General features: G+C 68.8%; 10 protein-coding genes and 1 pseudogene. 4 read left to right on the top strand and 7 right to left on the bottom strand.

Annotated features, from left to right (window positions below; all coding sequences use genetic code 11):
- Positions 1-43 precede the first annotated feature (43 nt).
- The 3 genes and pseudogenes from ACFRKB_RS06430 to ACFRKB_RS06420 form a co-directional block, all read right to left on the bottom strand.
- The gene (locus tag ACFRKB_RS06430; protein WP_383103784.1) at positions 44-4336 is read right to left on the bottom strand and encodes a P-loop domain-containing protein; all 4293 of its coding nucleotides are present in this window, start codon (positions 4334-4336) and stop codon (positions 44-46) included.
- A 1165-nt stretch (positions 4337-5501) separates the two neighbouring features.
- Positions 5502-5699, bottom strand: a pseudogene (locus ACFRKB_RS06425) (S-adenosylmethionine-dependent methyltransferase); the annotation flags it as partial.
- A gap of 1143 nt (positions 5700-6842) precedes the next feature.
- Positions 6843-7490, bottom strand: a complete 648-nt coding sequence (locus ACFRKB_RS06420) for a hypothetical protein (RefSeq protein WP_383103782.1) — start codon at positions 7488-7490, stop codon at positions 6843-6845.
- Between the two features lie 399 nt (positions 7491-7889).
- On the opposite strand from ACFRKB_RS06420, the gene ACFRKB_RS06415 reads away from it, so the two are divergent.
- The 4 genes from ACFRKB_RS06415 (at position 7890) to ACFRKB_RS06400 (ending at position 11791) form a co-directional block, all read left to right on the top strand.
- Positions 7890-8729 carry a 2-amino-3,7-dideoxy-D-threo-hept-6-ulosonate synthase gene (locus ACFRKB_RS06415; RefSeq protein WP_383103781.1) on the top strand — a complete coding sequence of 280 codons (840 nt, stop codon included), beginning with the start codon at positions 7890-7892 and terminating at the stop codon, positions 8727-8729.
- A gap of 46 nt (positions 8730-8775) precedes the next feature.
- Positions 8776-10050: a 3-dehydroquinate synthase II domain-containing protein gene (locus tag ACFRKB_RS06410; RefSeq protein WP_383103779.1), complete on the top strand. Its 1275-nt coding sequence runs from the start codon at positions 8776-8778 to the stop codon at positions 10048-10050.
- A 61-nt stretch (positions 10051-10111) separates the two neighbouring features.
- Positions 10112-11374: a phenylacetate--CoA ligase family protein gene (locus ACFRKB_RS06405; RefSeq protein WP_383103777.1), complete on the top strand. Its 1263-nt coding sequence runs from the start codon at positions 10112-10114 to the stop codon at positions 11372-11374.
- A 57-nt stretch (positions 11375-11431) separates the two neighbouring features.
- Positions 11432-11791: a hypothetical protein gene (locus tag ACFRKB_RS06400; RefSeq protein ID WP_383103776.1), complete on the top strand. Its 360-nt coding sequence runs from the start codon at positions 11432-11434 to the stop codon at positions 11789-11791.
- A gap of 53 nt (positions 11792-11844) precedes the next feature.
- Here ACFRKB_RS06400 and ACFRKB_RS06395 read toward each other — a convergent pair whose 3' ends face one another.
- The 4 genes from ACFRKB_RS06395 to ACFRKB_RS06380 all read right to left on the bottom strand — a co-directional run.
- On the bottom strand, positions 11845-13080 hold the full coding sequence (locus ACFRKB_RS06395) for an FAD-dependent monooxygenase (protein WP_383103774.1): 1236 nt from the start codon (positions 13078-13080) through the stop codon (positions 11845-11847).
- Positions 13080-13823: an amidohydrolase family protein gene (locus tag ACFRKB_RS06390; protein ID WP_383103772.1), complete on the bottom strand. Its 744-nt coding sequence runs from the start codon at positions 13821-13823 to the stop codon at positions 13080-13082. The genes ACFRKB_RS06395 and ACFRKB_RS06390 overlap by 1 nt, the downstream gene beginning before the upstream one ends.
- A gap of 17 nt (positions 13824-13840) precedes the next feature.
- Complete coding sequence (locus ACFRKB_RS06385) at positions 13841-13996, bottom strand: hypothetical protein (protein ID WP_383103770.1); 156 nt, start codon at positions 13994-13996, stop codon at positions 13841-13843.
- A gap of 80 nt (positions 13997-14076) precedes the next feature.
- The coding region (locus ACFRKB_RS06380) for a golvesin C-terminal-like domain-containing protein (protein WP_463291724.1) at positions 14077-14298 on the bottom strand (222 nt) is incomplete at its 5' end.

Genomic DNA, 14298 nt, shown 5'->3' with positions numbered 1-14298 from the left:
CCGTGTACAGCGACGATACGAAGGGGGGCAGCGGCGGGGCTGGTCATAGGAGCCTCCGGGCGAGAGGGGCGAGGCTGAGGGCGACCACGTCGTGGCCGACACCGAGAACGACGGTGCCGTCGGCGGTGACGGTCACGGCGCTCGTTTCGGCAGAGAGGTGATACATGGTGAGACAGGCTCCCGTGGTGAGGTCCCACACGCGCACCGACCGGTCGTTCCCGGCCGTGATGGCGTGGGGTCGGTCCTTCAGCTCGGCCACCGCCACCGAATTGACCCAGCTGGTGTGGCCAGTGAGTCGGTCGGTCTGGATTCCGGTGGTCAGGTCCCACACCCGCACCGACCCGTCGTACCCGGCGCTGATGGCGTGAGGCCGACCCTCCAGCATCGCCACCGCCACCGAAAGGACCATGCCGGTGTGGCCAGTGAGTTGGCGAGTCTGACCTCCGGTCGTCAGATCCCACACCCGCACCGGCCCGTTGCTGCTGGCGGTCACAGCGTGGGGTCGGCCGTCCAACTCCGCCACCGCCACCGCAATGCCCACGCCGGTCAGGCAGCGGGTCTGGATTCCGGTGGCCAGGTCCCACACCCGCACCGACCCGTCGTACCCGGCGCTGATGGCGTGGGGCCGACCCTCCAGCATCGCCACCGCCACCGAATTCACCCGGCCGGTGTGGCCAGCGAGTTGGCGGGTCTGGATTCCAGTCGTCAGATCCCACACCCGCACCCACCCCTCACGGCCGGCCGTGAGGGCATGAGGCCGACCCTCCAACTCCGCCACCGCCACCGCAATGCCCGCGCCGGTCAGGCAGCGGGTCTGGATTCCGGTGGCCAGGTCCCACACCCGCACCGACCCGTCGTCGCCGGCAGTGATGGCGTGAGGCCGACCCTCCAGCTCCGCCACCGCCACCGAATTCACCCGGTCAGTGTGGCTGGTGAGTTGGCCAGTCTGGATTCCAGTCGTCAGATCCCACACCCGCACCCACCCCTCACGGCCGGCCGTGAGGGCGTGAGGCCGACCCTCCAGCTCCGCCACCGCCACCGAATTCACCCGGTCAGTGTGGCTGGTGAGTTGGCCAGTCTGGATTCCAGTCGTCAGATCCCACACCCGCACCCACCCCTCGCGGTCGGCCGTGAGGGCGTGAGCCCGGCCCTCCAACTTCACCACCGCCACCGAATTCACCCGGTCGGTATGGCCAGTGAGTTGGCGGGTCTGGATTCCAGCCGTCAGGTCCCACACGCACACCGCCCCTTCGAAGCCGGCGGTGATGGCGTGAGGGCGGCCCTCCGACTCCACCATCACCACGGAAGCAACCCGGCTGGTGAGAAGGCGGGGCTCGGCTCCGGTGGTCAGGTCCCACACCAGCACCCACCCTACGGTGTTCACGGTGATGGCGTGGGGTCGGCCGTCCAGCTCCGCCAACACCGCCGAAGTGACCCCGGTGTACCACTCGATGTCGTCGGTGAGTTGGTGGGTCTGGTTTCCGGTGGCCAGGTCCCACACCCGCGCCCATCCGTCGTCGCCAGCGGTGATGGCGTGGGGCCGACCCTCCAACTCCGCCACCGCCACCGAATTCACCCGGCCGGTGTGGCCAGTGAGTTGGCGGGTCTGGATTCCGGTCGTCAGGTCCCACACCCGCACCCACCCGTCGTCGCCAGCGGTGATGGCGTGAGGCCGACCCTCCAACTCCGCCACCGCCACCGAATTCACCCGGCCGGTGTCGTCGGTGAGTTGGCGGGTCTGGATTCCGGTCGTCAGGTCCCACACCCGCACCCACCCCGCGCTGTCGACGGTGATGGCGTGAGGCCGTCCCTCCAGCTCCGCCACTGTCACCGAAAGGACCGAGCCGGTGTGGACGACGAGAGTACGGACCAGTGCTGTCGAGACCTGGCTTCCGGTCGCCCATCGCACGTGCCAGTCGGCGTCGCCGAGCAGATCGGCCTGCAGTCGCTGGTTTCGGAAGCGTGCCGCGTCCAGGGCCAGGATCGGACGGCGCGTGGCGGGCGGCAGAGTGTGGTGGACGCCCCAGGACGCCCGGTACACGGCGGCGTTGAGTCTGGCCTGCTCCGAACCGGCATGGGACAGGGCGTCCGCCAGGGCGTACGCATCCGCGTGCACCAGGAAGTCACTGTCCTGGAGGAGGTCGTCCAGACGCCCGGCGGCGAGAGCATGCTGGGCGGTGTGTCGCCACAGGTAGGGGGCGGCCAGATGCCACAGCCTCCGGCCCGCACCGTCGAGGGGCACACTGTTCAGGAACTGCTCGTAGAGTCGTTCCGCAGCGCGGATATGCCACGGCTTCTGACCGGCACCGTCATGGGGCGCACCACAGTCTACGATTCCCCCTTCTGCAGGCCGGAGTACCACCCCGCCGATGACGGGGCAGTTCTGTCGCGGTGGCTGACTACGGGGCGGGTTGTGCCGGAGCCATTCGGCGAGTCCTTCGTGGAAGAGCCGGTAGAGCGTGGTGCCGTCCTTGTCCACGTCGCGGCGCAGGTAGAAGCGCGCCTCTTGGTCCAGGATCGCGTAAATGTCCTGGAGGGCGAGGGGGCCGTCGTCTGTGAGGACGGTGGTGAAGGCCGCGGCGGTGTAGGCGAGGACGCGTTCGGGCATCCCCCGGCCCTGGGCGAAGGCGAGAGCCGTCAGCACAGCACGCAGGAGGGGCTGGCCGGTGTGGCGCCGAAGGTCCAGTTCCATGAGTTCGGGCAGGCTGCGGGGGACGGCCCGGCCCAGTTCGGCGGCCGCTTCCGGGGTATCGCGCGGCTCCTCGGCAGCCAGGACGTAGTGCACATAGAGACCCGCGGTCAGAAACTCCCCCCACTGGAGGCCCCCGGTGTCCCCGGCCGAACTGTCCCCTTCGCCTGGTCCGGTCAACCTCCCGGCGATGGCCCGCGCCAGAGCCTCGCGGGCCGCTCGCCTCACACCAAGGGCGTAGGGGCCGTCAGCCGCAAGGAGCCTGCTGACGTACTCGGTAACGTCCCGGCAGACCGATTCCGGCGGGACGGCACTGAGGTCCGTGCACACGCCACCGTCACGAGCGAGGGCCAGGAGGCTGTGGAACCGCTCGTCGTCACGTGTGCCGACGAGCAACCGCAGCCTGCTTCCCGGCGTCTGCGCACGCCGCGCCAGCGGGAGCACAAGCACGGTGGTGATGTCCTTGGGGCGGACCGCCTCATCCAAGGCGTCGACGATCACGGTGACCGGGCGTCCGTCACAGGGCAGCAGGCCCAGCAGATGATCCACCGGATTCGCGGCGGACCCTTCATGCTCCGCGGCAGGCTCGGAAGAGGCGGAATGTACGGACAGCCGACTCTCGGGATCACTGATGGGTCGTAACTGGCGGGCGAGCGAAGCGACGATCTGCTCGACGCTCAGACGGCGTGCATGGACCACCACTATCCGCTCGTTCTCTCCTGGGGCCCGATCGCCCAGAGCACGCCACAAATGCTTGGTATGCCGGCGCAGTGCCGGGTGTGCGGCGCAGACCAGGACGCCCAGCAGAGCAGACTTCCCAGCACCGGGCTTGCCGGTGACGACGCGTACCCCCGGTGCGGCCGCTTCGTCGTCGAGCCAGCCGGACAGGTCGTGCAGTTCCTCGGCGCGACCGGAGAAGTAGCCCTCGTCCCGATCGCGGTCCACCGGCTCGGTGCCACCGGCGCGCAGCATGAAGTGCTGCGGGTCCGCCGCCCAGTCCGCCAGCCGGCCGATCTCGCCGGGCAGCCCGGCAACGGTGCCGCCACCCGTTCTGTGGGCGGGATCGAAGGAGGGGTTGGGGAAGAAGGGGAGATGGGAGAGGTCCGCATGGCCAGGAACGAGGCTGGTGAGGATGGTCTGCGGCAGACCTCCGTCCTGAGCGGCCAACTCGGTAACCATACGTTCGATCTCCCGCCACACCGTGCCGGGAGGGATGTACCGCACCGAGGGGTCGAAGCGCACCTCGCCATTGCGGTACTTCCCCAGAACGCTCACCAGAGCCCGGCTTAGCCGATAGCCGAACGCCGGGTCCTTGGGACCGGTGGCCGCCAGCACCCACGCCCTCCGGTTGGCGACGTCCATCCGCGCGTGCCAGGACGTCACAGCCACCTCACCGGCGTAACAGACGTCGAGGACGAACAGCGTCACCGGCCGATGCTGCTCCGGATGGTCCTCGATCCGGTCGATCCAGGCTCCCACCGGCCGGCTCAGACGTTGTCCATTGCCGTCCAGGACGTATAACTTCTCGCTGCTGCCCTCGGCCACCTCACCGTGGCCGACGATATGCACGACCAGCACATCGACGTCCTCGGCGACCACGGCCCGCTCGACCACGTCCCCGTAGTCGGCCGCCCTGCCGGGAACCACAGTCGAGTACGGAACGTACCGAAATTCCCCCAGAGCCTCCGCAACCCTCAGAGCGTGATCGGGGGCTTTCTCCAGAAGGTCCAGGCCGAGCCTTGGCGAATCACCGTCCTCGGTGCGCGTCAACGCAAAACCCATAGACAGCACCGCATACCGCCCCACCTCACCCACGTTTCCCAAGGACGGCCCGTCCCCCGCTGCCACCCTCTTCACACCCGCCCCGCCCCTTCACCAGTCCAACTCGACACCCAGGCATTGAACATAGGCACACCGCGACGCCCTAGTCAGCGCGTCTCCAACATTGGAATGCCGACCATCATCTGACAACCCACACACCGTGGCCGCCCGGACAGCGACACTCGCAGCGAGCCCAGAGCACTCCTCCAGCCCGTCAACGACCACCGGACCGGATGCACCCGCCAGTCCGTGACGAGGGGGATAAGACCTCACCTGCGCCTTCGTGCAGGCGCGAAGCAGGGATGCCGACCCGCACGACCGCGTACCGGTGACTTCACGAGATGGAGCGGCGGCTGCCGACGTTTCGTGGAGATATCTCAGTTGATCGAGGTCCGGGTCCACGCTCCCGCTCTTGCTGCTCAACGATGGGCCGTGTCGCACGGAGACCACCGCCGACAGAAGCCCGCGCAGGCCGCTGAAGTCGAGCGCGCCGACGACCCGGTAGAGCATGTCGTAAGTATCGACCGTCACGTGCGGGTGCTCTACGGCGCCGGACCGCACGAGGCGCAGGCGCGGCGTGAGGTGGCCGTACAGCCCGGTGGCGCTCTCGTACTGCGCGCCCGGGGCATCGACTGCGATGACCTGCGCGGGCTCGTGATGGACGGCGAGATGAGCGGCGTGCCGGGCGGCCCCCGGTGCCGAGGTCACCGACGACCCGCCCCGACAGGTCACCCAGAACTTCCGGGCCGGGGCCGCTGTCCTGGCTCCAGATACAGCGGAATGTCCCGGGACCGCGCGGTCTTGCTCGGCGCGGGTGCGGCCGTAGTGATGCCAGAGGTCTGAGGAGATGGCCGTCACCCGCACCATCCTGGCGAGCGGGGCCTGGTGCCGGGCCGGTTCCCGGGAATCTCACCCCGGCGTGCGCTGGACCGACCGCACTGTCCCTGCGCACCCGCCGAACGGCTGGAGATGCCTGCCGAGTCCTGAGTCGTCAGTCCTTCTTGGTCCAGTAGTCCGTCAGCATCTCGCCGGGCCAGGCAGGCTCAAGGATCGTCCCGCGCGGCCCCATCACCTCGAAGTAGGGCGACAGATCGTGAATCTTCGTGCCGACCACGGCGTCCAGGTCGGTCACGTGCAACCTGAGTCCGTTGGCCTTGAGCAGCCGCGGGAAGGACTGTGCGAGCTGGTTGGCGGCCGACCGGGCCTTCAACGCCTCTCTGCGCACCCGAGCACCGCAGGCACGCCGGGCCAGGGCACTGACCACAGCCCTCCTGGCCGAATCACAACTCCTCCAGGGAAACCTCGAAGAATCCATCACCGCCTGGAAACGGTTCCTCGGCGACTACCCCGGATTGCGATCAACCCGTGCCACCGCCTCCCTCACCACCATGCGTCAGGTACTGCGCCCCTACAGCACCCACCCCGACGTGGCACTCCTGACAGAGCAAGCCGCATCCCTGTGACACCACAGCCCCCACACCCCCATATACCGCGCCGGCGGATCACCGACGGGCACCCCCAGAACCCCTGGAACGCCCCGACCACCAGGCAGCCCACAAGGCCAGCCGCCGGGGACCGACGGCACGCCTCCAGGCGCCTGGTCCTACCGGCCGGTCTCTGCGAGGCACCCCGGATGTCTTGGAAAGGTTCACGGGACTCAGTGCAAAAGGATCAGCCATGACTATTGCTTAACCTCGCACCTGCCGCCATCCCCAGTACAGACGATGAAAGACGTAGGCGTTCACCCGCAGAATCTTTACGAACCGCCGCATCCGGCCCTGTCCCGCGCGGAGTTCTCCCCGGTGAACTCGGGGCCGGCGTCCAGGGTGAGCGAAGCCCTCGGACCGGACCACGCCCCATCGTTGCGGCACGCCTCACGGCCCGCCCCTCACCGGCGTCCGGGGTCGACGCTGGCGCGTTGTGGACGTCGAACACCCCCGCGACCGCGCCCGCGGACACCTCGCTGACGACGGGGCCACCCCCTCATGCACCGTCCGGCCGACGGACGCCCGCATCCGTCCTCCGCCACCGTGATGCGGATACTGAGCGCGTACGACGAGCAGAAGATCGCAGCCGCGCAGGGGGCGGGACCCAGCTTCAGACGGCCAGCGGCGGTACCGCCCGGTGAGCCACTCGGTCGCGAGTCGGTGAGTGAGCTCCCCAAGTGCACCGTGCGCTCCGCCCGTACAGAGGCCATACCGATTATTCGAGGAAATCCGCGGTATAGCGGATCTCGGGAACCGGGCTTTCCAGAACTCCCGGCGGGGCGTCGACTACGTACGGTATGGCCCGCAGCATGGTTGCTACCTGTCCGTCGTAAAGATGCGACAGCTCAATTGTGACCGTGGAACGCAAGGACGGCTCGCCCTTGATCTCGATCTCCCGGCCGCCCATGGCGTCGCCGGCGGAGCCCTCGGCTTTGAGGCAGTAGTTGGCTTCGAAGGCGCAGAAAGGGCTTGCCGCCGCTGCGACCGTCCAGCCGGATCGCGGCCCCGGCGCGCGTCCCGGCTTTCACGATGTGTTCGGGGAGCTTGATGTCGTGATCTGCTGTGCTGCTCGTTGCGGTCGTCTGTAGCTGCTCCAGCGGGTGTCCCAGAACACTCGCGGATATGCGTAGAGATGGCGCGAAATACTCCTCGACCAAGCGTCGTGCACCCGCGTTCAATGGCTGGTCGACGGGCTGGCCCATGCCGGGGAACTCCAATGTGGTCTTCTCCGCCCCGTTCAGCACGAAGTGCTCTCGGACCAGGATGTGGGCGATCCGTGAGCAGAGGCCCGTGGGGGATTGCAGATAGCGCTCCAGGGCGAAGTCCGGGTTGAGTCCGGTGACGAAGAACGACGCTCCACCGCGTTCGGCGTGCTCTGTGAACGACGCGGCGGCTCCGCGGTGGTTCAGGTCCCGGTACGTTCCCCATCCGGTGATGACGTTGATTCCGGCGCCGAGGAGCGCGAGAAGGTCCTCGTCGGCTTCGTATCCCATGGTGTCCTTGGGGACGTGGAGGACGACGTCCGGCCGGCTTGCGACGAGCGCCTGTCGGTCGAGCCGCTCTTGCTGCCCGGCATCTGGGCCCAACCTCTGTCTGCTGCCGGGCGGCTGCCCCGGGCAAGACGTGATCCGGACCATTGCGCCGGCATCCGTACGGCCTCGACGACGTCCGGCTTCCCCGCACCGTCCCAGGAAGCCGTGCGTGACGCCGTCACCGGTCGCTCGTTGAACCCCCGACGACGCCAGCGCGCAGAGACTCCTGCGACGCGGGGGTAGTTCCCCGGCTCCGGTGAACCACCCCCGCAGGAAATCGCATCATCGACCGCAGGTCGCCTCGCACCATGAGAAACAGTCACCAAACCCACGAGCTGACGTCTTGAGGCCACGCCCTATGTGAAGGAAGCAGCTTTGACCGGTGGGAAGAGTCTGCGTATGCGTCGCCTGCTGTCCGAAGCCGGACGATGCCTGATAGTCCCCCTGGACCATGGCGTGAGCGACGGTCCGGTCGCGGGTCTCCGGGACATCGCGGGAACGGTGGAGCGGATCTCTGCCGGGGGCGCCGACGCCGTCGTGTTGCACAAGGGTCTGGTGTCCGCGGTGCAACACCGACTGCGGCCGGATACAGCGCTGATCGTGCATATGAGCGCCTCGACATCGCTGGGCGGGCACATCAACCGCAAGGTGGCCGTGTGCTCCGTCGCCGAGGCGGTGCGGCTGGGCGCGGACGCGGTGAGCGTGCACATCAATCTCGGTACGGAGACCGAGCCGGAGCAGCTGGTGGACACCGCCAGGACTGCCGGGGAATGTGCGCTGTGGGGCATTCCCCTGCTCGCGATGGTCTACGTCCGCAGCTCGCCGGAGGACCAGCTCCATCCCGGGAAACTGAGCCACGCCGCCCGGATGGCCGCCGAACTCGGCGCCGACCTGGTCAAGTGCCCTTACACCGGGAACCCCGACACGTTCGCGTCGGTGGTCGACGGCTGCCCGGTCCCGGTCGTGATCGCGGGCGGAGCCGCACACGGTGATGTCCGCAAGCTCTTCACCCTCGTCTCCGAAGCGCTCGGCGCGGGCGCCGCGGGCGTGTCCATGGGCCGGAACATCTTCACGTCGCCCGACCCGGCCGTCCTCACCCGCCATCTCGGCAGGCTCATCCATGACAGCCACTCCGTGGACCGCGCCTACAGCTCCTACCAGGAATGCCTGATGTCGGACACCCCCTCCGCGGTCGTCTGAGCGGCACGACGACAGTCTCATCCCGCCCGTCGAAGAGAAGGCAGACATGACGACCGATGTGATCGGAAGCGATCCCAAGCGTGCCAAGAACGGCCGGCTGGTCAAGGCACAACCCAAGAAGACCGTCCCGGCCGCTGCTCCGGCCGCGGCACCGGCGCCTCCGTCCGTACCAGCCCCTCTGCCCCGCGGCAGGAAGTTCACCTGGCACGATCTGCGGAGGGCCACCGGGCGGCCCGGCGGCGCGGAGATCCTCGACGCCGTACAGCGGCTGCACTCCGGCGGCGGCGTGGTCGTCGACGAAGAGCAACTGGCGCTGGTCCCCCAGGGCCTGCAGAAGGTCAAGCTGTTCGCCGGTGTCCCGTCGCAGGAAGAACTCGACCGGATCGGCAAGGCCTACGACGTCCTCGTGCTGGACGCGGACACGGTCGCCGGCAACTGGTTCATCGAGAACAAGTCCCGTATCGGGATCCGTACGGGCGCGTCGGTCGACGTCGTCGACCCGGCGTCATTGGAACTGGCCGTACAACTGACCGGCCTGGTCGACCTCTTGGTCGTGACGTTCAAGGACTCGACGAAGATCCCGTTGGAGATCGTCCTGGCGGACGCGCAGAACCGCGGCTGCCAGACCGTCATGGGTGTGCGGGACAGCGCGGAGGCACACGTGGTCTTCGGCGTCCTGGAGATCGGAGCCGACGGTGTACTCGTCGAAGGCGACGATCTCGCCGCAGTGCACCGTCTGCACGAGGTACTCGTCGCCGCACAGCGCACGCACAGCCAGCGGCTGCAGCAGCTCACCGTCGTCGAGACACGGCACGCCGGCATGGGCGATCGCGCCTGCCTCGACTTCACCTCATACCTGGGGCTCGACGAGGGCGTGCTGCTCGGCTGCTTCTCCAGCGGCGGTGTTCTCGCCACCAGCGAGACGCACGCGCTGCCCTACATGCCCACACGTCCGTTCCGGGTCAACGCGGGCGCGTTGCACATGTACGTCCTCGCACCGGACAACCGCACCTGGTACCTGTCCGATCTGCGGGCCGGCATGGAGGTGCTCGCGGTCAGGACCGACGGAACGGCCCGTCCCGTCACCGTCGGCCGCGTCAAGATCGAGCGACGTCCGATGCTGGAGATCATCGCGCGCGCCGACGACGGCACCGAGATCATCACGATCATGCAGGAGGACTGGCATGTGCGGATCTTCGGAACCGACTCCAAGCCCCGCAACATCACCGAGCTCCAGCCCGGTGACAGGGTCTTCGGTTTCACTCAGGACTCCGGCCGCCACGTCGGGGTCAAAGTGGATGAGCTGATCATTGAACAGTGATGTCCCGATCCGCGTCCAGCACACCTCGGTTGCCGCACCCACGCAAGAGGAGGAACCGCGCATGACCGAACACGGTCCGCTGGCCGCCATCGTGAATCACGCGCATCACCACTCACCGTATCTGCGGGACAAGTACCGGGCCGCGGGAATCGACCCCACATCCTGGTCGGACAGCCTCTTCTCCCGCATTCCGTTCACCACGAAGGACGACCTGCGCCGCGCCTACCCCGACGGCCTGCTCGCCGTCGCCCGGAGCGAGGTGGCCGTAGTCCACGAGTCCAGCGGAACGACCGGGGAACCCACCCCGACGTACTTCACCGAAGGGGACATCGACGAGTGGCTGGGGCGGATGCTCCTCAACGGCGTCGGTCTCACCGAGCGGGATGTGGTCCTGGTCAAAACGCCCTACTCGATGCTCACCACGGCCCACCAGATGCACGGAGCCGCCAGACGAGCCGGTGCCACGGTGATCCCGGCAGGCAGCCGCACCGAGCTGATGCCGTTCGGCCGGGTGCTGCGTCTCCTGCGCGACTACCGGGCAACGGTCATCTACGCCATGCCCGTGATGCTGATACTCGCCGCTCGCCGCGCTCTTGAAACGGGCCTCGACCCGGCGCAGGACTTCCCGGACTTGAGAGCGGCGGTGGTCAACGGCGAACTGCTCAGCCCCGCGAAGAAGCGGTTCCTGGAAGAGCTGTGGTCCATCGCCCTGTTCCCGGACTACGGCTCCACCGAGACCACGACGCTGGGCGGCGCCTGCGCGTACGGCACCCTCCACCTCTGGTCGGACCACTTCCTCTTCGAGGTCCTGGATACCGAGAGCGGGCAGTGCTCGCCCCGTGGCACGGGCGAACTGGTCGTCACCTCGTACCACCGCCGCGCCATGCCGATCGTGCGCTACCGCATGGGCGACATCGTGACCGTGACCGACCCGACCTGCCCGTGCGACACCGGCCGGCCCGAAATGCTGGTCCATGGAAGGGCATCGGACGCGTTCATGGTCGGTACGCGGAGGCTGTTCCCGATCGATGTCGAGGATGTCGTCTACGGCTCACTGCGCGGCTGCGGGCCGGTGTTCTGGTCCGGCGAGGTCGACCGTGATCAGCTGACACTCGCTCTGGAGTCGACGGACCGCGGAACAGCCGCCCTCCGGCAGCGGACCGATGCCCTGAGCACGGAGATCTCCGCACGGCTCGGCATGCGCTCCCGCATCAGCGTGGTCCCGCCGGGCACGACGATGACCCTCGATCGCCAACCCGAACAGGAGGGCCTGCTCAAGCCCGTCTATCTGCACACGAGCGCAGGCCGGGGCAGCCGCGTCTGACCGGCACTCCCCCGGCGCACCGACAGAACGCGGAAGAAATCCAGGAGGAGACGTTCCATGCCGGTATCCGAAACACTCGCCCGTGTATATGTCGACGACATCGACACCGCCCTGCCGATGTTCGTCGATCTCACGGGAGAACAGCCGCGGCCGCGCGTCAGCCATCGCGGCGTGGAGATCGTCAGAGTAGGCAACTACCTGCTCCTCACCGGCTCCGAGGAAGCGCTCTCCGTCTGCCGAGGCACCCACGCCACCTCGATCACCGACTCGATGGACAGAGCCCTGCGCATCACCGACCTGCACGGAGGGGAGATCGTCGACGGACCCGCTGAGAATCCGGTCGGCCGGAGCCTGACCGTGCGCTATCCGGGCGGCGCCATCATCGAGTACGTGGAAATCGCCCAGAGCGAGACCTGACAGGGGAAACGCCGAGAGGACGCCGCTCGGCGTTTCCCCGTCTTCGCGCCCCCTCACTCATCGAGCACCCCGGCGTCGTAGCCGTACAGCCACTCCTGATCGTTGTGGCGCCGGCGGTCCAGTGAGAGATCGCGCTCGTGCTGCCGCTTCCCGTCGCCGAGGTGGAAGGTCCGTGCGTTCGCCCGCGACATCCGTTGGATGCGGTCGGTGCGCGGCTTGCGGAGCCGCTCGTACCGGGCCAGCGCGGCCTGGACGTCCCGCGGACCGGCCCCGGCCAGGCAGCCGGCAAGCACCACCGCGTCCTCGATCGCCTGATTGGCGCCCTGTGCCATGAAGGGGAGCATCGGGTGGGCCGAGTCCCCGGCCACCACGATCCTGCCGCCGCACCAGCGAGGCAAAGGGTCGCGGTCATGCAGGGCCCAGCGGCCGACGGCTCGCAGCGCCCCCAGCACCCGGCCCACTTCCTCGTGCCAACCCCGGTAGATGCGCAGGAGTTCCGTGGTCCGCCCCTCGGCCGTCCAGGATTCGGGCGCTCGGTCGCCCGCCGGGGCGGTGGCTCCGACGCTGATCCACTTGCCGGCGGCCACCGGGTAGCAGACGCAGTGCTGTCCGGGCCCGAACCAGAGGCGGACCTTCGGCTCGTCCAGCAGGAAGGGCAGTTCCTCGGCCGGCACCAGGCCTCGGTACATGGACTGGCCGGAGAAGCGCGGCCGGTCCGTGGCGAGCGCCTCGCGCACCACCGAACGGATGCCGTCGGCCCCCACCACCACATCGGCCTCGTGGGCCGAGCCGTCCGCGAAGTGCAGCCGTACGCCGTCGTCGTACTCCTCCACGCGCACACATCTGCTGCCCAGGTGCAGCTGATCTGCCTCGACCTCGGACAGCAGCGCCCGGTGCAGGTCCGCCCGGTGCACCAGGTAATACGGGGCACCGTAACGGGCTTCGCACGCGGCGCCCAGCTCGCTCCGGCTGAGCAGCCGGCTGTCGTCCCAGCGCCGCATCTCCACGGCCTGCGCCCGTACGGCCATCGCGTCCAATCGCCGGCCGAGCCCCAGGCGCCGCAGCAGCCGTGCCGCGTTGGGCGCGATCTGCACCCCTGCGCCCAGCTCGCGAAGCTGCCCCGCCTGTTCGTAGACCTCGCAGCGGTTGCCGGCCCTGCCGAGGGCGAGAGCCAGGGTGAGGCCGGCGATCCCGGCGCCCACCACCGCGATCCGGCTGTCCCCACCCGTCGGCCGCGGGGCCCCCGGCCGTGGTTCCGCGCGGCCTACCGCGCTCGTCCGGGCCGCCATCACCACTCCATTCCCAGCAGCCGGCAGGCGTTCCGCCATGCGATCCGCTGCCGGTCGTCGTCACCGATCCCCGCGTACCGCAGCTTGGCCAGCTCCACCTCGGGGTGCTGAAGGGGGGCCTCGGACCCGAAGAGCACCCGGTCCGCGCCCAGCCGCTCCACCGCGGCACGGGTCACACAGGTGTACCCGCCCGAGGTCTCCAGCAGCACGTTCTCCTGGCGGCCGATCAACTCGACCGCGTACAGGTCGAGACTTCCGATGCCCGCGTGCCCCAGAACGAAGGTGACCTCCGGATGGGCCGAGGCGAGCGCGACCAGGTCGGCCACCCGGCTGCCGGGCCGGTCCAGGCAGACCGTGTATACGCTGTGGCCCGCATCCCGTGCCACCTCGGCAAGCCGGGCGGTGCGAGGGTCGTCCAACGGCACCCCGTGCACCGCCGGCGAGATCTCCACCCCGCGGAACTCGGCCGCCCGCTCGCGGTAGACGTCCGCCGAACGACGCGGGTTGGCGAAGAAGAACGGGACGAGGCGCCCACCCGATTCCGAACAGGCCTTGAGGACGGCGTCGTTGTCCGCGTCCGTCTCGATGTGCCCGCCCTCCACCAGGAACCGGGAGAGCTGAGCCGGCGGCATGGTGCCGCCGGCGCACGCCACCGCACGGTCGATGCCGCACGCGTCCAGCAACTCCAGAAGGCGGTCGGACGCGGCGGGTGCCGGCGCGAGCCGGACGTGGAAGTCGAACACCCGAGGGCGGTCCCCTGTCATCGCCGCTGCGCCAGGATCCGCTCCCGCGCCTCTTCGGACGCGGCGGGGACCCGTTCGTCCAGCAGGTGCGACAGTCCCGGGACCCCGGGCAGGTCCAGCAGGTCACGCCCGGGACCCCGGAGGATGGGCTCGTTCTCGGCAGACTGGGTCATGGCCTGTGCAACGAGCCGTCCGCCCCGGGGCTACGGCGCGCGGCCTGCAATTCCGTCGGGCGGCCGTTCCCCATCGTCCTTTACGTGATGAGCCGTACGGCGTCGGCGACGACGTATCCGTCGGCCGCGTCGGAGAGTTCGACGGTGGCCGGCCGGCCGGCCGTGAACGCGTAGCTGCCCAACGACACCCACTGCCCGCCACGTTCACGTTGGTCGACGCGCACCGTGGCGGAGCCGTCGGCGTGGTTGACGACGTACGGCGCGTCGGAGGCACGGTTGGTGTGTGCCGTGTACCAGACGGA

The organism is Streptomyces scopuliridis, from assembly GCF_042790125.1.
In the GTDB taxonomy this organism is placed as follows: Bacteria; Actinomycetota; Actinomycetes; order Streptomycetales; family Streptomycetaceae; genus Streptomyces; species Streptomyces scopuliridis_A.
Note: the sequence above shows the minus strand (reverse complement) of the source record. Positions and strands in the feature narration are given on the sequence as shown.

What these genes read in the sequence shown, in the direction of transcription:
- ACFRKB_RS06385 (WP_383103770.1), bottom strand. Translation starts at nt 13,996, where the DNA reads ATGACCCAGTCTGCCGAGAACGAGCCCATCCTCCGGGGTCCCGGGCGT.
- ACFRKB_RS06395 (WP_383103774.1), bottom strand. Translation starts at nt 13,080, where the DNA reads ATGGCGGCCCGGACGAGCGCGGTAGGCCGCGCGGAACCACGGCCGGGG.
- ACFRKB_RS06400 (WP_383103776.1), top strand. Translation starts at nt 11,432, where the DNA reads ATGCCGGTATCCGAAACACTCGCCCGTGTATATGTCGACGACATCGAC.
- ACFRKB_RS06410 (WP_383103779.1), top strand. Translation starts at nt 8,776, where the DNA reads ATGACGACCGATGTGATCGGAAGCGATCCCAAGCGTGCCAAGAACGGC.
- ACFRKB_RS06420 (WP_383103782.1), bottom strand. Translation starts at nt 7,490, where the DNA reads ATGGGATACGAAGCCGACGAGGACCTTCTCGCGCTCCTCGGCGCCGGA.
- ACFRKB_RS06405 (WP_383103777.1), top strand. Translation starts at nt 10,112, where the DNA reads ATGACCGAACACGGTCCGCTGGCCGCCATCGTGAATCACGCGCATCAC.